General features: G+C 69.1%; 15 protein-coding genes and 1 tRNA gene. 1 reads left to right on the top strand and 15 read right to left on the bottom strand.

Annotation, left to right across the window (positions count from 1 at the left end; all coding sequences use genetic code 11):
• Positions 1 to 210: 210 nt before the first annotated feature.
• From rplT to INF26_RS04110, 10 genes are all read right to left on the bottom strand, one after another.
• On the bottom strand, positions 211 to 576 hold the full coding sequence (rplT, locus tag INF26_RS04065; protein ID WP_193529466.1) for a 50S ribosomal protein L20: 366 nt from the start codon (positions 574 to 576) through the stop codon (positions 211 to 213).
• 49 nt (positions 577 to 625) lie between these two features.
• Complete coding sequence (gene rpmI, locus INF26_RS04070) at positions 626 to 823, bottom strand: 50S ribosomal protein L35 (protein WP_087350845.1); 198 nt, start codon at positions 821 to 823, stop codon at positions 626 to 628.
• 1 nt (position 824) lies between these two features.
• Positions 825 to 1397, bottom strand: coding sequence for a translation initiation factor IF-3 (infC, locus tag INF26_RS04075; RefSeq protein ID WP_193530089.1), 573 nt, complete (start codon positions 1395 to 1397; stop codon positions 825 to 827).
• 284 nt (positions 1398 to 1681) lie between these two features.
• The gene (locus INF26_RS04080; protein WP_193529467.1) at positions 1682 to 2200 is read right to left on the bottom strand and encodes a ferritin; all 519 of its coding nucleotides are present in this window, start codon (positions 2198 to 2200) and stop codon (positions 1682 to 1684) included.
• Positions 2201 to 2262: 62 nt separating this feature from the next.
• Positions 2263 to 2346 (bottom strand) — tRNA-Leu (locus INF26_RS04085).
• 312 nt (positions 2347 to 2658) lie between these two features.
• Complete coding sequence (locus INF26_RS04090) at positions 2659 to 3294, bottom strand: MBL fold metallo-hydrolase (RefSeq protein WP_193529468.1); 636 nt, start codon at positions 3292 to 3294, stop codon at positions 2659 to 2661.
• A gap of 44 nt (positions 3295 to 3338) precedes the next feature.
• Positions 3339 to 5747, bottom strand: a complete 2409-nt coding sequence (locus INF26_RS04095) for a RelA/SpoT family protein (RefSeq protein ID WP_408647518.1) — start codon at positions 5745 to 5747, stop codon at positions 3339 to 3341.
• Between the two features lie 7 nt (positions 5748 to 5754).
• Complete coding sequence (gene recJ / locus INF26_RS04100) at positions 5755 to 9078, bottom strand: single-stranded-DNA-specific exonuclease RecJ (RefSeq protein ID WP_193529469.1); 3324 nt, start codon at positions 9076 to 9078, stop codon at positions 5755 to 5757.
• Positions 9079 to 9268: 190 nt separating this feature from the next.
• The gene (gene tgt / locus INF26_RS04105) at positions 9269 to 10408 is read right to left on the bottom strand and encodes a tRNA guanosine(34) transglycosylase Tgt (protein WP_193529470.1); all 1140 of its coding nucleotides are present in this window, start codon (positions 10406 to 10408) and stop codon (positions 9269 to 9271) included.
• A 122-nt stretch (positions 10409 to 10530) separates the two neighbouring features.
• Positions 10531 to 10803: an HPr family phosphocarrier protein gene (locus INF26_RS04110; protein ID WP_193529471.1), complete on the bottom strand. Its 273-nt coding sequence runs from the start codon at positions 10801 to 10803 to the stop codon at positions 10531 to 10533.
• Positions 10804 to 11006: 203 nt separating this feature from the next.
• On the opposite strand from INF26_RS04110, the gene INF26_RS04115 reads away from it, so the two are divergent.
• Positions 11007 to 12236 carry a coiled-coil domain-containing protein gene (locus INF26_RS04115; RefSeq protein WP_193529472.1) on the top strand — a complete coding sequence of 410 codons (1230 nt, stop codon included), beginning with the start codon at positions 11007 to 11009 and terminating at the stop codon, positions 12234 to 12236.
• Positions 12237 to 12259: 23 nt separating this feature from the next.
• On the opposite strand, the gene queA is transcribed toward INF26_RS04115, so the two are convergent.
• The 5 genes from queA to INF26_RS04140 form a co-directional block, all read right to left on the bottom strand.
• Positions 12260 to 13426 carry a tRNA preQ1(34) S-adenosylmethionine ribosyltransferase-isomerase QueA gene (queA, locus tag INF26_RS04120; protein WP_193529473.1) on the bottom strand — a complete coding sequence of 389 codons (1167 nt, stop codon included), beginning with the start codon at positions 13424 to 13426 and terminating at the stop codon, positions 12260 to 12262.
• Between the two features lie 182 nt (positions 13427 to 13608).
• Positions 13609 to 14583, bottom strand: a complete 975-nt coding sequence (locus tag INF26_RS04125; RefSeq protein ID WP_193529474.1) for a magnesium transporter CorA family protein — start codon at positions 14581 to 14583, stop codon at positions 13609 to 13611.
• Between the two features lie 95 nt (positions 14584 to 14678).
• Complete coding sequence (locus tag INF26_RS04130; RefSeq protein ID WP_193529475.1) at positions 14679 to 15284, bottom strand: epoxyqueuosine reductase QueH; 606 nt, start codon at positions 15282 to 15284, stop codon at positions 14679 to 14681.
• Positions 15281 to 16021: a nitroreductase family protein gene (locus INF26_RS04135; protein WP_193529476.1), complete on the bottom strand. Its 741-nt coding sequence runs from the start codon at positions 16019 to 16021 to the stop codon at positions 15281 to 15283. The genes INF26_RS04130 and INF26_RS04135 overlap by 4 nt, the downstream gene beginning before the upstream one ends.
• Positions 16018 to 16560, bottom strand: coding sequence for a DUF3267 domain-containing protein (locus INF26_RS04140; protein WP_193529477.1), 543 nt, complete (start codon positions 16558 to 16560; stop codon positions 16018 to 16020). The genes INF26_RS04135 and INF26_RS04140 overlap by 4 nt, the downstream gene beginning before the upstream one ends.
• Positions 16561 to 16708 lie beyond the last annotated feature (148 nt).

The raw sequence follows: 16708 nt of genomic DNA on the forward strand, positions 1-16708 counted from the left end.
TGTTCATTGGACTCGCCTCCTTCTGACGGTCGCTGAGCTGTAGCGACGGTACCCTCGCTTACTCTCCTTGTTCCCGCGCAAGCAGGGTTTACACGCTCGTCTCAAAACGCTCCGCGAACGGTCCTAATCGTCCGGCAGACGGTATCTCTCTACAAGAAAGCGCCCTGGGCGAGAAACCCAGGGCGCTCGTTTCGCGTTATGTGCGCGACGCTACTCGGCGTCGGCGAGGGCCTTCTTGGCGACCTCGGCGATGTCGGCGAAGGTCTGCTCGTCGCTGTAGGCGATCTCGGCGAGGACCTTGCGGTCGAGCTCGACGCCGGCGAGCTTGAGGCCGTGCATGAGCTTGCTGTAGGAGAGGCCGTTCATGCGGGCGGCGGCGTTGATGCGCTGGATCCACAGAGCGCGGAAGTCGCGCTTCTTGTTGCGGCGGTCGCGGTAGGCGTACTGACCGGAGTGCTGCGCCTGCTCCTTCATGCCGCGGAACGTGCGGGAACGGACTCCGTAGTAGCCCTTGGTGCGCTCGGCGAGCGTGTTGCGCTTCTTACGGCCGGCGACGGCGCGCTTGACTCGTGCCATGTCTGATCAACTCCTTGGTGAGAACTGCAAATCGGGACGCGAGAAGCGCCTACTTGGAACCCATGCGCTGGGAAACGGTCTTGACGTCGGCGTCGGAGATGACGGTCTCCTGGCGGAAGCCGCGGATGCGCTTCGGGGACTTCTTGGTGAGGATGTGGCTCTTGAACGCCTTGGCGCGCATGATCTTGCCAGAGCCGGTGCGGCGGAAGCGCTTGGCCGTACCCTTGTGGGTCTTCATCTTGGGCATGCTAGTTCTCCTTCTCCGTGGTGACGTTCTCGTCCTTCTCGTCCTTCTTGTCGAAGGCGCCCTTGATCGGGACGATGGTCATGTGCATGTTGCGACCCTCCATGAGCGGCTTCTGCTCGACGGAGGCGACGTCCTTGAGGTCCTCGGCCAGACGGTCCAGGACGAGGCGGCCCTGCTCCGGGTGGGCCATCTCACGACCGCGGAACATGATCGTGATCTTGACGCGCGCACCCTTCTTGAGGAAGCGCAGCACGTGGCCCTTCTTGGTCTCGTAGTCGCCCACGTCGATCTTGGGACGGAACTTCATCTCCTTGATCTCGACCTTGGACTGGTTCTTGCGGGCGGCCTTGGCCTTGCGGTCCTGCTCGTACTTGAACTTCTTGTAGTCGAGCATCTTGCAGACGGGGGGATCTGCGTTGGGCGCGATCTCCACCAGGTCGAGGCCCTGATCGAGCGCGATGCGCAGGGCGTCGCGGACGCCGAAGAGGCCCATCTGGGAGCCGTCGACGCCAATCAGGCGGCACGTGCGCGATGTGATCTCCTCATTGATGCGAGGACCATCGTTTCTGGCTATCGTTCACACCTTCCTCTCGCTGCGACTCTCGCCGCATAAAAAAATCCCCTGGCGCCAAGCGGCCGTCCAGGAGACATGAACCCGCCCCGGGGGCGGAGGTGCTTGTCTGACCAGACAGCTGCCGAGAGGCGCCGTGTAGGTGGGGGCCGTTTGCCCCGCTTCGCAAAACGCACACTGGAGAACAATAGCATGCGCGCCGGGCGCGGGCAAGAGGTTTTTCTCGCCGGCGCCCGGCGCGCGGGCAGTTCAGAAACTCTTCACAGGCCGGGATGGGCGGCCGCGCCCTAGAGGTTGAGCGACGCGGACTGGACGTAGGTGCGGGCCTGGTACTCGCGGTCCAGGTCGTAGAGGCCCTTGGGGTCGCAGCCGAAGAGCTTCATGTTGGTGATCATGTCGCGTGCGTTGGTCTCCTCCTCGCCCTGCTCCTCCACGAACCAGTCGAGGAACTTCATCGTGCGCACGTCGTGCAGCTCGTGGGCGACCTCGTAGCAGTGATGGATGAGGCTCGTGACGTACTCCTCGTGCGCGAGGCCCGCCTCGAGCGGGGCGAGGTCGTTCTCGAAGGTCTTGTCGGGCTTGGCGATGGCCTCCATCGTGGGCTTGAAGTCGTTGTCCAGGAGGTAGCGGCGGATGGCCAGGGCGTGGTCCATCTCCTCCTTGGCCTGGATCTCGTACCAGTTGGCAAAGCCCTTGAGGCCGCGGTCGTCGTAGTAGTCCGCGAAGGTGAGGTAGAGGTAGGCGGAGTACATCTCCTTGTTGATCTGCTCGTTGAGGACGGTGGTAACCTCGCTCGAGAGTGCCATGGCGCTTCCCTTCTCCTTGGGTCTCTATGTCCGGACACGTTGACTATATACCCAGAAGGAGCTGGTGCCCGAGGTGGGACTCGAACCCACACGAGTTGCCTCAGCGGTTTTTGAGACCGCCGCGTCTGCCATTCCGCCACTCGGGCACGGCGGCTTGCGCCGGCAGAAAGACTATACCAGAGCTCGTCAGACCGGGCGTCCTGACGCCCTCACGAGGGTTTGGGTTCGACGACGGCGCGCGCGGGCGCAACTGGACGGCAAAATGCCTGATGGCACATAGATACTCGAACCGACTCGGAGAAACTCGAACCCAAACCCAAAACGGGTTTGGGTTCGAAAAACGGCGAGAAATGCGGCCGATATCATTATCTCAATCGATTACCTGCGGTTTTGCTGACGATGGGCCCTGATTCGTCGCGCATTCGAACCCAAACCCTCGAAAGCGTCGACGACGGACGCTAGCGCAGGAAGGGGTTGGTGGCGAGCTCGCGGCCCATCGAGGTCGCAGGGCCGTGGCCGCAGAGCAGCATGGTGTCGGGGGCGATCTCCGCCGCCATGCGCGCGAGCGACGCCATGATCGTGGCCTCGTCGCCTCCCCTGAGGTCGGTGCGGCCGTGGCTGCCGGGGAAGAGCGTGTCACCCACGAACGCGACGCCCTCGGCGCTGCCCCCGCCCACGAGCACGATGCCGCCCGGCGTGTGACCCGGGGTCTCCATGACGGTGAAGGTGGCGGTACCCACGGGAAGCACATCGCCCTCGGCGAGCGTGCGGTCGGGGTCGGGGGCGTTCTCGTCGTAGCTGCGGCCGACCTCGCTCGTCTCGCCCGCATGGCGGGCGAGCTCGGCGTCGGCTGCGTGGATCGCGTATGAGGCGCCCGTCTCCCGCACGAGGGCGGCGACGCCGCCGACGTGGTCGCCGTGTCCGTGCGTCGCGACCACCCACCTCACGCGCACGTCGTCGAGGACGGTCGCGAGCTGCGCGCCGGACCCGCCGGGGTCAACCACCAGGCACTCCCCCGCGCTCACGTAGGCGTAGCAGTTGGTCTGCAGCGGCGTCACCACGAACTGCCGCAGCTCGTCGTCCTTCTCGGCCATCAAACCCTCCTCAGCAACGAGTCAAAGGGACGGTCCCTCTTGGCTCACCTCACGCGCTGCTTCATCTGGTTGGCGCCCTCGCCGGGCATGATGCGGCGCGCGTCGAAGACCGAGGGCACGCGGCTCACGGCGGACAGCAGCACGTCGAGCAGGCTCGCGTCGGAGATCGCCACGAGGAAGCGCAGGCGGGCGACGCCCTGGGCCGAGGTCTGCGTGGCGGCGGAGAGGATGTTCGCGCCGGCGTCGCCGATGGCGACGGTGATGTCCTTGAGCAGGCCCATGCGGTCCGTGGCCTCCACGACGATCTCCACGCGGAACTCCGTGGCGCCCGAGGTGTCCCAGGCGACCTCGATCATACGGTCGGGGTTGCGCATGAGGTCCGCGACGTTGGGGCAGTTGGCGCGGTGCACCGAGACGCCGCGGCCGCGCGTGACGAAGCCCACGATCTCGTCCCCGGCCACCGGGTTGCAGCAGTGCGCCAGGTGGACGAGAAGGTCCGGGTCTCCCTTGACGACCACGCCGCAGTTGCTGCGCTTGCGCCGTCCCTTTGCCGCCTGGGTGAGCGCGTAGGACTGCATGACGGGGGCGCCCGAGCTCATGGCGCGCTCGTGCGCCGCCTGGCGCTCCGCCTCGGCGGCCTGGGCGGCCAGCTGCTCGGGCGAGCCCTCCTCGAGAATCTCCTCGATGCGGTTGGCCGCCTGCTTGGCCGAGATCTTGCCGTTGTGGACGTTCGCGAAGAGGTCCTCGGGGCTGCGCAGCTCGAACTGCTCGCAGACGCGGTCGATCGCCTTGACGGTGCGGCGGGTGGAGATCCCGTAGCCGCGCTTGCGCAACTCGTGCGCCAGCTCGGTCCTCCCCTGCTCGGCGTCGTCGTTCTTGGTCTGCGTCGAGAAGTACTTGCGGATCTTGGCGCGGCTCGAGGGCATGGCGACGAGCGCCATCCAGTCGCGGCTGGGCTTGGCGTTCTTGTTGGTGAGCACCTCGACGCGGTCGCCCATCTGGAGCTTGTAGGAGAGCGGCACCACCGCGCCATTGACCTTGGCGCCCACGCAGTGGTTTCCCACCTCGGTGTGGACCGCGTAGGCAAAGTCGAGCGGTGTGGCGTCGCGCCTCAGGCTCATGACCTCGCCCTTGGGGGTGAAGACGAAGATCTCGTGCTCGAAGAGGTCGACGCGCAGGTTGTCGAGGAACTCGTGCGGGTCGTCGATGTCGTCCTCGGTCGCCCAGTCGAGCGTCTTGCGGATCCAGTTGATCGTGGAGTCGATGGCGCGATCCTCGGCGCTCATGCGGCCGCGCGAGTTGCCCTCCTTCTTGTAGAGCCAGTGGGCGGCGATGCCGTACTCGGAGGCCTCGTGCATCTCGGCCGTGCGGATCTGGATCTCTATGGGCTTGCCGTCCGGGCCCACGACGGTGGTGTGCAGGCTCTGGTAGAGGTTGGCCTTGGGCGTGGCGATGTAGTCCTTGAAGCGGCCGGGCAGCGGGTTCCACAGGGAGTGGACGGCGCCGAGCGCGGAGTAGCAGTCACCGACGCTCTGGGTGATCACGCGCAGGGCGATAAGGTCGTAGATGTCCGCGAACTCGCGCCCCTTGCGCGTCATCTTCTGGTAGATGCTCCAGAGGTGCTTGGGGCGGCCCGTGATCTGATAGCCCGTGAGGCCGGCGGCCTTGAGCTCGTCGTCGAGCGTCTTGATGGCGGAGTCGGTGTCCTCCTCGCGCTGGGCGCGGGAGTCCTGGACCATGCGGGCGACGCGCTGGTACTCCTCGGGCTCGAGCCAGAAGAACGCGAGGTCCTCGAGCTCCCACTTGACCGAGGAGATGCCCAGGCGGTCGGCGAGCGGCGCGTAGACGTCCATCGTCTCGCGCGCCTTGAACTGGCGGCGGTCGGCCGGCAGGGCGGCGAGCGTGCGCATGTTGTGCAGGCGGTCGGCGAGCTTGATGATGACGACGCGGATGTCGCGGCTCATGGCCAGGAACATCTTGCGCAGGTTCCATGCCTGCTTTGCATCCATCGAGCTCACCTGGATGGAGGTGAGCTTGGTCACGCCGTCCACGAGGTCGGCGACCGTGGGGCCGAAGAGCTCGGCGATCTGGTCCTTGGTCGCGGGGGTGTCCTCCACCGTGTCGTGGAGAAGCGCGGCGCAGATGGTGTCCTCGTCCATGCGCAGGTCGTGCGCCAGGATCAGGGCGACCTCGACGGGGTGGTTGATGTAGGGCTCGCCGGAGCGACGGCGCTGGTCGCGGTGGAACTCCGCGGCGAAGCGGTACGCGCGGTCGACCTTCTCGCATCCCTCCTCGTCGAGGTAGGCTGCGCAGGCGGACTGCAGGAGGCGGAAGTTGGCGGCATCGGGTGCGGGCTTCTTTGCCTTGGCGGCGTCCGCAGTCGAGACGCTCACCGGAGCGGCAGGGCCCTGCGCGCTGGCAGGCTGCGGCATCCGGGCATCGTCGTCACTCATGCTCATGTCACCCCTCCTTCCCCTCAACGATGATACCGAAGTCCGGCGAGATGGGCCTCCTCACGCAGGCGAGAAGGTCGTCGGCGGGGGAATGGAGGGCCCAGGCGCAGAACTCCTCGAAGGCGTCGCGGGCGCGGGCGCCCTCCAGGAAGCAGGCGGACTGGGTGAGCTCCATGCGCGCGGGAGACGGGGCCATGCTCACGCGACGGCTCTCGCCCCACCCTGACACCGAGCAGAAGCCCAGCTCGGAGAAGATCGTCAGCGCGGTCGCGACCTCGTGCTCGTCTATGGGCGAGAGCGAGGCCCGCTCGCTGGCGACCGCGGCGATGGCGGCGTCGTCGAGCGCGATGGGCCCGTCGGCGCGGTAGAGCCACGCGAGGGTGCGGTAGACGAGGACGAGATCGTCGCGGGACGGGGCGGCGGAGGCGAGGATGCGGCGCCCGAGCGCGACGTCGCGCGACCCGAAGAGCAGGTGGACCGTCGCGTCGGCGCCGTCGCGCCCCGCACGGCCGCTCATCTGGTTGAACTCGACGCGCCCGAGGGGCAGGCCGTAGAGGGCGACGTGCCGGATGCCGGGGAGGTTCACGCCCTCGCCGAAGGCGCTCGTCGAGACGATGCAGCTGAGCTCGTCGCCGCGGAAGGCCCGCTCGACGCGTGCGCGCGTGGCGCGCGGGAGCCCGGCGTGATAGAAGGCGGTGCGTGCTGCGAGCTCGGGGACGCGGTGACGCAGCATGCGCACGAGCGACACGGCCTGGTCGCGCGAGGGGACGTAGACCACGCTCTTCTCGCCGCGCGCCACCACGCTCACGAGGGCAGCCTCGCGGTCGCGCAGCTCGCGCTCGTCGTCGACCAGGAGGTTATCGCGAACGGAGAGGTCGAGCACCACGTCGTCGCGCGCTATGCCGGCAAGGGCGCAGATCCGCTCGGCGACGTCCGGGGCGGCGGTCGCCGTGACGGCGAGCGTCACCGGGTCGCCCAGGTCGGCACGGATGGCGGGGAGCTCGAGGTAGGCCTCGCGGCTGCCGGGGGCGGCAAGGCCGGCGTGGTGGGCCTCGTCGATGACGAGGAAGCCGACCCGGCCGGACTGCGCGAGGTCGGCACGGTGGATCGCGAGGTACTCGGGCGTCGTGAGGACGACGTCGGTCGCGCCCGAGGAGAGGCCTGCGTAGACGCGGTCACGGTCGTGCTGGGGCGTCTCGCCCGTCAGCACCTCGACCGAGAGGCCCGCGCCGGCGAGCTGCTCGCGCAGGTGGAAGGCCTGGTCCGCGACAAGGGCGCGCAGCGGGTAGACGAACACGCTCGCCCTGCCGCGCGCAAGCGCCTCGCGGGCCGCGTGGAGGTGGAAGACGAGGGACTTGCCGCGCCCGGTGGCCATGACCGCAAGGCACGAGCGCCCTGCGGCGAGGAGGTCCAGCGCGCGCTCCTGCGCGGGAAGCAGCGGGCGCTCCCCTATCAGGCGGCGGCGCAGCTCGTCGGTGAGCGCGGCGGCGCCCAGGCCCGCGAGGGCGGCACGGGCGGCGGCGTCCGGGGCAAGGGGCTCGTCGGACGCGGCGTCCTCCCCCGTCACCCCCTCGAGCCCGAGGCCCTTCTCGGCCGCGTCCGCCCCCACCGCGTCCTGACCGCCGTCCCTGAGCAGGAGGTCCTTCACCATGAGCTTGGGCTTGGTGCGACCCTGCCAGGTCTCGTTCACGGCCTCGAAGACGATGTCGACCACGCCGTCCCAGGCGCAGGCGCGCTCGGCGTCAGGCGCGCGGAAGTAGATGGCGGGGACGGAGCACCCGCCGTCGGTCGCAACGAAGCGCAGGTGGGCACCGTCGGCGCCCACCAGGGCGCGGTTGCGCGTGGTGACGCCGCAGACCGCGAGCATCGGCCGCTTGTTGCCCTGGCCGAAGGGCTGGAGGCGCTCGAGGGAGTCTATGGTCTCGACGGTGAGCTCGGAGAGGGAAACCATCGCCGTGACCTCGCCGACGTCCTCGAACTGTTCCTCGGGGAGCCCCGCGAGGACCGCCGAGAGGCGCTCGCGGAACTCGCCCAGGCGGGACGCCTCGCAGGTGACGCCCACCGCGCCGGCGTGGCCCCCGAAGCGCACCAGCAGGTCGGAGCACTGCTCGACGGCATGGAAGAGGTCGACGGAGCCCACCGAGCGGCCGGAGCCGCGGGCGATGCCATCCGCGATGGAGAAGACGATCGCGGGCACGTGGTAGCGGTTCACGAGACGCGAGGCCACGATGCCCTTCACGCCCTCGTGCCAGCCCTCCCCGCCGACGACCACCGCACGGCCGCCGTCGTAGGTGAGCGCCGCCTCGGCGAGGGCGGCCTCCGCGAGGGCCGACTCGACCTCGCGGCGCTCGGTGTTGACCGCGTCGAGACGCGCGGCGAGGACGGCGGCCTCGGCCGGGTCCTCGGTGAGCAGCAGCTCAAGCGCCACGTCGGTGGACCCCATGCGGCCAGCCGCGTTGAGGCGCGGTATGAGTGAGAAGGGCAGGTCGTCGGGGCGCACCGTTGCCAGGTCGCAGCCCGCGGTGGCCGCCAGCGCGACGAGGCCCGGGCGCGTGGCGCGGCGCATGCGCTCGACGCCGACCCTGACCAGCGCGCGGTTCTCCCCCGCGAGCAGCATCATGTCCGAGAGCGTGCCGAGTGCGGCGACGTCGGTGTAGCGGCGCCACAGCTCCGACTTCCCGCGACGACGCCCGAGCTCGCAGACGAGCTTCAGGGCGACCCCCGCGCCGGCGAGCTCGCGCGAGGGGCAGTCGGGCGAGAGCTTGGGGTCGGTCACCGGGACGTCCTCGGGAACGAGGTCGGCCGGCTCGTGGTGGTCGGTCACGACGACGTCGACGCCCTCGCCGACCAGCCACTCGACCTCGCGAGCGGAGGCGATCCCGTTGTCGACGGTCACCACGAGGTCGGGCGAGCACACGGACCTGACGCGCTCGAGGGCCTCACGCGAGAGCCCGTATCCCTCCCCGAAGCGATGGGGTATGAACGGGTGGACCGTCGCCCCCAGCTCACGCAGCGCGAGCGTAAGCAGGCAGGTAGAGGTCATGCCGTCCACGTCGAAGTCGCCAAAGACCGCGACCGTCTCGCGCGCGTCCAGCGCCCGCTCCAGGCGCGACACCACCTCCCCCATGCCGGGGATGCAGAGGGGGTCCTCCCAGGACTTTTCGAGGGAGGCGTCGAGGAACGCGCGCGCGTCGGACGCGTCGGCATGACCACGCGCCACCAGGACGCGCGCCACCAGGGGCGGGATGGCGAGCTCCTCCGCAAGGGCACGCTCGCGAACGGGGTCGTCGGGCAGCACCGACCAGCGGCGGCTCTGTGCGAGGCCGCCCATGCTAGCGGCCCTCCGGGGTAAGAATGGGTATGGACGCGCGCGCGGCGCCAGCCGCGAGCTCGGGGTACTTCTCGCTTGTCATGACAGGTCTCTCTGAGGTGTGGGCGCCCGGCGCCCGGCTGTTGATCGCCTCAGATTGTAGCAGAGACCCCGGACAAAAGCCGCGCCCGGCCGCCGTCCCGCGCCCTCGCTACCAGTCCCGTGCGGCCGGCGAGGCCATCCAGTCCGCGAGGAAGGCAGCGTAGGTCCCCGCGAGCACGGCCTCGCGGGCGCGGCGCATGAGGTCGAGCAGGAAGTGGATGTTGTGCTGGGAGATGAGGATGCCGGCGAGCATCTCCTTCTGGCGGACGAGGTGGTGGAGGTAGGCGCGCGAGAAGCCCTGGCGGCAGACCGGGCAGTCGCATGCCTCGTCGATGGGGCGCCGGTCGTGGATGAAGCGCGCGTGACGGAAGTTGAGCCTGCCCTCGCTCGTGAACGCCGAGCCGGTGCGGGCGGTGCGCGTGGGGAGCACGCAGTCGAACATGTCCACGCCGCAGGCGACGGCGCGCACGAGCGTGGTGGGGTTGCCGACGCCCATGAGATAGCGGGGCTTGGAGCGCGGCATGTGCTCGCTGACCAGCGGCTCGAGCGACTCGAACATGGTCTCGTGGTCCTCGCCGACGGAGTATCCGCCGATGCCGTAGCCGGGGAAGTCGCCGACCTGCTCGAGGTGGCTCAGGCTCCTCAGACGCAGGTCTAGGTGCATCCCTCCCTGAACGATGCCAAAGAGCGCCTGGTCAGGTCGGGTATGGGCGGCGTAGCAGCGCTCCGCCCAGCGGCTCGAGAGCTCGACCGACCGCTCGACCTTGCGGCGCGGGGCGGGGTAGCCCACGCACTGGTCGAGCTGCATCACGATGTCGGCGCCCAGCTTCTGGGCGATGTCCATGTTGTCCTCGGGTGTCCAGGAGACCCACTTGCCGTCGTAGTCGACGGCGCGGAAGCGCACGCCGTCGTCCGAGAGCTTGCAGAACTCCTCGTGCGAGAAGACCTGGAAGCCGCCGGAGTCGGTGAGGATGGGCCCGTCCCAGCGCATGAAGTCGTGAATACCGCCCATCTCCGCCACGAGGTCCGCCCCGGGCCGCATGGAGAGGTGATAGGTGTTGGCCAGCAGGATCTTGGTGCCCAGCTCGCGCAGGGTGGAGGGCATGAGCCCCTTGACCGTCGCCTTGGTCCCCACGGGCATGAAGATCGGCGTGGGGACGTCGCCGTGGGGGGTGTGAAGGACGCCCGCGCGCGCGTGGGTGCCGGGGTCCTCGGCGACGATGTCGTAAGTGAAGAGGCTCTGGTCCATAGGTTCCCCTCATGCGTGGCCGGCGACAGGGGCCGGGAGATCACAACCGGCATCCCATCGTACACAAAACGGCCCGGCACCGCGGGGGCGCCGGGCCGAACCATTCTGGTTTTGGGGTATGGCTACTCGCCGAAGCCGGAGTCGATGAGGGCGACGAGGGCGTCGAGGGCGGCCTGCTCGTCCTCGCCGTCGCACGCGATCTCGACCTTGGTGCCGGTGCCGAGGCCGGCGGCCAGGATCATCATGATGGACTTGGCGTTGACGGGAGCGGAGTCCTTGTCGACGTTCTTGATGGTGACGTTGCACTGGTACTTCTTGGCCTCGGTCACGAAGACGGACGCGGGACGGGCGTGAAGGCCGGTGGCGTTGATGATGCTCGTCTGCTTAGAAACCATGCGAAGACTTCCTTTCCAGAATTCCCAACGGCGGGAGAGAAACGCGCCTCCCAAAAACGGGACATATCGTAGCAAACATGCAAGGAACCATGCTCGTGACGTCCGCCGAGGATGCAAAGTGGGGGGATGAGCGGAATTGACGGGCGGCCCGGCGGCGTCTTGCTGCAAAATGAACGGGTACGAGACGACGCGAGGAGGCGCTGATGACGGACCGGGAGCACCAGGAGGGCGCCGAGAGGGATCGAGCCGAGAGGCCCGCCGATCGCGGGGGCGAGGTCCTCGAGGCGGCGCGCGGCGTGGCAACGGGTGCGGCGAGGACGCTGAGGAGCGGCATGTTCGCCGTGCGCGACGTCCACGCCGCCTCGAGGCGGCACGCCTCCGCCCGGGAGCGCCTGCGCGACCTCGAGGAGTCGCTCGCAGCCGACGAGGCCACGCTCGCCCGCCGCGAGGAGGTCGAGGCGGACTACGAGCGGATCGTGAGCGAGCAGGGGGCCATCGTGTCCGAGACCGCCGAGGTCATCGCACGCCAGGACGAGCTCGTCGGGTCGCTCGACGCCGAGGCGAGGACGCTCTCGGAGGAGCTCGACCGCATGCGCGAGGAGCACGAGCGGGAGCTCAGGCCCTACAAGAAGATCGCGGAGACGGCCCGCGGGCGCTCCGAGGAGGCCAGCCGGGCGGTCGGCGAGGCAAAGCGCGCGGTACGAACGGCCGAGGCCCAGGTCAAGGAGGCAACCGAACAGCGCGAGCAGTCCATCGCCTCCGCCAACCGCTCCGTGGACGCGTCGCAGGCGCGCCTCCTCAAGGTGCAGGACGAGCTGAGGCGCGCGCAGGAGTCCCAGGCCGACGCAGGCGCGCTCCAGCGGCTCCAGGGCGAGCTCGCGACGGAGGCGGCGCAGGTGGAGGCCTCGCGCGGCGACGTCTCGGCAATCACCCGCGACGCGCAGGCCTCCGTCGACGCGGCCCAGACCCACCTCTGGACGCAGAAGAAGTCCCTCGAGGAGGCCCAGCGCGAGGCCGACGCCGCCAAGCAGGAGTACGACGCGCGCAAGAACGAGTATGACGAGCGCCTCGCCGAGGCGCAGGCCGCCGAGAAGGACCTCGAGGACCGCATGGAGGACCTCCACAGGCGCTCCGACGAGGCCAAGGTCGCCCACGACGAGGCCGCCGAGCGCCACGACGAGGCGCTCGCGCTCTACGACGAGGCACAGGGCGTCCACGCCACGCCCGAGGAGACCGTCCGGCTTCGCCAGAGCGTCGAGCAGCAGCGCAGGGCCGTCGCCGACCAGCAGGGCGTGGTCGACCAGCTGGCCGAGGGCGAGCGCAGCCTGCGCAGCAGCACGCGCGGCGTCCGCCTCGCGCTTCTCGCCGCGGCGCTCGTCGTGGTGGCGCTGGTCGTCCTCGTGGTGGTGCTGGTCGTCACCGCGGGCCGATAGGGCGGCCTCCCCTACTCGATCCCCTACTCGATGAACATCGCGTCGCCGAACGAGAGGAAGCGGTAGCGCTCCTCTATCGCGGCGGCGTAGGCGGCCATGATCTGGTCGCGCGTGGCGAAGGCCGAGACGAGCATCATGAGCGTCGATCGCGGCACGTGGAAGTTCGTGACCATGGCGTCCACCACGTGGAAGCTCGACCCCGGCATGAGGTAGAGGTTGGTGGTGGCGTTCTCGCGCGCCACGATGTCACCGGTGCCGGCGGCGCCCTCGAAGCGACGCGCGGCGACGGGCGGATCACTCGGGGCGGCGTCCTCCTCCCAGGCGCTCTCGAGCGAGCGCACCGAGGTGGTGCCCACGGCAATCACGCGGTGGCCGGCGGCCTTGGTGGCGTGCACGGCGTCGACGACCTCCTGGGGCACGTGGTAGCGCTCGGTGTGCATGAAGTGCTGGGTCGGGTCGTCCTCGGTGACCAGGCGGAAGGTGTCGATGCCCACCTCGAGCTCGACGGTCGCCCAGCCCACGCCCTTCTCGCGAATGCGCTCGATGAGCTCGGGCGTGAAGTGGAGGCCGGCAGTGGGCGCGGCGGCGGAGTGCTCCTCCGTCATGGCGTAGACGGTCTGGTACTTCTCGGGGTCGCCCTCGTAGCTGGTGATGTAGGGCGGCAGCGGCACGTGGCCGGCGGCGTGTATGGCCTCGTCCAGGGTGCGCGGGGTGCCGTCGTCCTTCTCGCCCACCGGCGAGAAGCGCACGAGGCGGCCGCCCCTGCTGCCCTCGACGAAGTCGACGATCTCGCCGGTGAGCACCACCGGCGCGGACTCCGGGGCGTGCAGGCCGCCGGCGCGGTACTCGATCACGATGCCCGGCTGGCGCAGCCTCTTGCCGGGGTTGACCAGGCACTCCCAGACGCCGCCGAGCGGGTCCACGTCCTCGCGGCGCTTGAGCAGCAGCGTCTCGCAGACGCCGCCGGTCCCGCGCTTGCGGCCCACGAGGCGCGCCGGCATGACGCGCGTCTGGTTGGCCACGAGCAGGTCGCCGGGCTCGAGGTAGTCGATGATGTCCGAGAAGCGCCGGTGCTCGACGGAGCCGTCCTCGCGGTGGAGCACGAGCAGGCGGCAGGAGTCGCGCGGCTCGGCGGGGGCCTGGGCGATGAGCTCGTCGGGCAGCGGATAGTCGAAGTCGTCGGTGCGCATGGGGTTCCTCCTTGGTCCAGCGCACTACGATAGCACGCGCGAGACGGCCGACGTGTGAATCCGGCGCTCGGACAGCTTTGCGCGCACAGAGCGCGCGCTGCAGAACTCGCGGCGGATTCACACGCCGGCCGCCTCGCGCGCCCCATCGGTGTCGGTAGAGCCAGGAGGGCAGGGTTTTCTCGCTAGTGCCAGAGGCCCTTGCGCTTGAAGATCCAGGCGGCGACGAGGCAGCCCGCAACGGCGAGCAGCAGCGGGAACGCCCAGTTGTCGAGCAGGGGGACGCCCTCGAAGGGCAGGCCGACGTTCATGCCGTAGAAGCCGAAGACGATGTTGGGGATCGCCATGACGATCGTGATGACGGAGAGGACCTTCATCACGATGTTGAGGTTGTTGGAGATGATGCTCGCGAAGGCGTCCATCGTGCCGGAGAGCGTCCCGGAGTAGATGTTGGCCATCTCGATGGCCTGGTGCACCTCGACGAGCACGTCCTCGAGCAGGTCCTGGTCGTCCTCGTAGAGCGGGATGATGCGGCCCTGCGCGATCTTGTTGAGCGTCACCTCGTCCGACTTGAGCGAGGTGGAGAAGTACACGAGCGACTTCTCCAGGTTGAGCATCTGGATGAGCTCCTCGTTGCGCACGGACGCGTGCAGGCGTGCCTCGGTGTTGGAGGACAGGCGGTCAATGCGCCGCAGGTAGACGAGGTAGAGCTGCGAGATATGCAAGAGCATCTGCAGCAGGAAGCGCGTGCGGTAGCGCGTATCCACGTTGCGGACGCGACCGCAGGCCAGGTCGTCGACGACCTCGTTCTGGAGGATGCTGATGGTGACGAAGAGCCCGCGCTCGGGCAAGAAGACCATCGAGAGGGGCATGGTGTCGTACTGGAGCGGGCTCTGAGGGCGCACCCCCGCGCCGTCCTCGCCCACGACGGGATAGTCCACGATCACGAAGATCTGGCGCGCGTCCTCGTCGTAGTCGACGCGCGAGGTCTCCTCGTCGTCGAGGGCCGAGCTCACGAACTCCGGGAGCACGCCGAGCTCGCCCTCGAGCCAGGCGCGCTCCTCGTCCGTGGGCGCGACGACGTTGACCCAGCACCCGGGACAGGGCTGGGCGACCTTCTCCATGGTTCCGTTCTCGCCGGTCAGCAGGCACTGGATCATGTTCTCACCGTCCTTCTCGTCTCAGACAGACCGTTCACCACGATAGAGCACGCGCCGCGCGGGCGGGCGAGGGATCGGCGGTCTTGCCAAAACCCTTACACCTGGGGGGCGGCCGAGCGCGCCGCGGCCTTCGCGGCCTTGCGCGCGTCGCGGGCCTCGTGGCGCTCGATGGCCGCCTCCGCGGCCGAGAAGCGGCACCCGCAGTAGTTCTGGCGATACATTCCCAGCTCGCGGGACTCGCGCGTGGCCTCGGGGTAGAACGGGCGGAAGTCGCGCCAGACGGGCGTGAGGCCAAAGCGGGGCGCGACCGCGGAGAGGATCTCGCCGCAGGCGTCGAAGAGCTGGTACGGCGAGACCACGAGCGTCGTGGACACGAACTCGAAGCCCCGCTCGCGCCCCACGCGACACGCCTCGGCAAGGCGCAGCGCGTAGCACGCCCGGCAGCGCCGCTCGCGGTCGAAGCCCGCAGGGGCGGCGGCTGCCTCCCAGGCGTCCCGGTCGTCTCCGGCGACGATCACGTCGACGTGCGCCACCTCGTCGGCCCACGCGCGCAGCGTGTCCAGGCGACGTTGCCACTCGGAGACGGGCTGGATGTTGGGGTTGGTCCAGCAGATCGTGGGCTCGAAGCCCTCGGCGCGCAGCAGCCTCACCGGCTCGAGCGAGCACGGGCCGCAACAGGCATGGAGCAGAAGCGGCGTCATGAGGCCTCCGTCGCGAAGTCCGCGAGGATCGCGGCGGCGGAGCGCGTCATCTCGCGCGAGAAGTCCGAGTTCCACTTGCGCTCGCAGAACGCGCACGCCCAGTCGGCGAGGTCGCGGCTGGCCGGCGCCTTGGGACGCAGGTCCTCGAGCAGGCGGTCGGCGTCGCGCGTCTCGTAGCGATTCTCGAAGACGATGTCCTCGAGCGGCAGGCGCACCGGCTTCACGCGCCTGAGCTGCCCCTCCGTGGGATGGCCGATCACGAGCATCACCGCGGGCACCACGTAGCGCGGACACCCCAGGATTCTCGCCTGCTCCTCGCGGCGCTCGAGGATATCGCCGATGTAGCACGAGCCGAGCCCCAGGCTGTGCGCGGCGACCACGGCGTTCTGCGCCGCGATGGCGGTGTCCTCGAGCGCAAGGAGAAAGTCGCCCACGCCCGGCTCGCGCGGCACGGCGTCGGCGGCGAGAAAGGCCTGGTGCCAGCGGCGGACGTCGACGCAGAACACCAGCACGAGCGGAGCCGTCGCAATGAACGGCTGGTTGTCGCAGGTGACGGCAAGCTCGTCCTTCTCGGCCTGGTCGCGCACCACGACGATGGAGTAGAGCTGCTGGTTTCCCGCCGTGGGCGCCTGGCACGCGGCCTCGAGGATGGCGCGCTCGTCCGCGGCGCTCACGGGCTCGTCGGTGTAGGCGCGCGCGGAGCGGCGCTCGTGGAGCTGGGCGATGGTCTCGTTCATGCGTCCTCCTCGCGGTCGCAGAGCAGGGTGATGCCGGTCTCGGTGTCGCGAACATGGGTGCAGGCGCCCTCGCGAAGGGTGGCGGCCGCCATGAGGATATCACCGGCGCACCCGGAAAGATGGACGCCAGCGAGAAGGACCGCGAGCACGGGGAGGCCCGCGCCGAGCGCCAGGACGGCCAGCACGGCCGTCACCAGCACCGAGGGTGCCAGCAGCACGGCCACCATGCGGCCGCGACGCAGCACGGCCCCGTCCGTCTTGGTGTAGAGGAAGGCGTCCTTGAAGCCGAAGGACACGCGGCAGCCGGGGCACAGCAGCTTGAACGCCGCGGCATGCACGAGCTCGTGGACGGGCAGAGCGACCACCGTGCCCGCAGCCAGCGTGACCCACCACCACACGTCGAGCCTCTCGCCGCCCAGGGCGAGGGCGAGGAGCGCGGCGAGAAGAGCCGTGACCGCGAGAAGCGCGAGCGACAGCCGCGCGATCCCCCGCTGCAGGGCCTCGTCCCCCAGGACGTCTATGTCGGCGATCGTGCGCATGCGCCCATCTTAGCGCGCCTCCGCTTTCCGGGTGTGTACGAAGTTACAAGGTTGATGTTCTTCTCTCCAAGCGTTCTACCTGCTGGTTTGTAATTGCTCGGTACCTTATTAATTTTGCAACTTCGTACACACCCGGAAAAGCGAGACG

This window comes from Thermophilibacter gallinarum (genome assembly GCF_014982725.1).
GTDB classification, from domain to species: domain Bacteria; phylum Actinomycetota; class Coriobacteriia; order Coriobacteriales; family Atopobiaceae; genus Thermophilibacter; species Thermophilibacter gallinarum.

Coding starts and splice junctions, on each gene's coding strand:
- rplT (WP_193529466.1), bottom strand. CDS start 576: ATGGCACGAGTCAAGCGCGCCGTCGCCGGCCGTAAGAAGCGCAACACG.
- rpmI (WP_087350845.1), bottom strand. CDS start 823: ATGCCCAAGATGAAGACCCACAAGGGTACGGCCAAGCGCTTCCGCCGC.
- INF26_RS04080 (WP_193529467.1), bottom strand. CDS start 2,200: ATGGCACTCTCGAGCGAGGTTACCACCGTCCTCAACGAGCAGATCAAC.
- INF26_RS04090 (WP_193529468.1), bottom strand. CDS start 3,294: ATGGCCGAGAAGGACGACGAGCTGCGGCAGTTCGTGGTGACGCCGCTG.
- INF26_RS04095 (WP_408647518.1), bottom strand. CDS start 5,747: ATGAGTGACGACGATGCCCGGATGCCGCAGCCTGCCAGCGCGCAGGGC.
- recJ (WP_193529469.1), bottom strand. CDS start 9,078: ATGGGCGGCCTCGCACAGAGCCGCCGCTGGTCGGTGCTGCCCGACGAC.
- tgt (WP_193529470.1), bottom strand. CDS start 10,408: ATGGACCAGAGCCTCTTCACTTACGACATCGTCGCCGAGGACCCCGGC.
- INF26_RS04110 (WP_193529471.1), bottom strand. CDS start 10,803: ATGGTTTCTAAGCAGACGAGCATCATCAACGCCACCGGCCTTCACGCC.
- INF26_RS04115 (WP_193529472.1), top strand. CDS start 11,007: ATGACGGACCGGGAGCACCAGGAGGGCGCCGAGAGGGATCGAGCCGAG.
- queA (WP_193529473.1), bottom strand. CDS start 13,426: ATGCGCACCGACGACTTCGACTATCCGCTGCCCGACGAGCTCATCGCC.
- INF26_RS04125 (WP_193529474.1), bottom strand. CDS start 14,583: ATGATCCAGTGCCTGCTGACCGGCGAGAACGGAACCATGGAGAAGGTC.
- INF26_RS04130 (WP_193529475.1), bottom strand. CDS start 15,284: ATGACGCCGCTTCTGCTCCATGCCTGTTGCGGCCCGTGCTCGCTCGAG.
- INF26_RS04135 (WP_193529476.1), bottom strand. CDS start 16,021: ATGAACGAGACCATCGCCCAGCTCCACGAGCGCCGCTCCGCGCGCGCC.
- INF26_RS04140 (WP_193529477.1), bottom strand. CDS start 16,560: ATGCGCACGATCGCCGACATAGACGTCCTGGGGGACGAGGCCCTGCAG.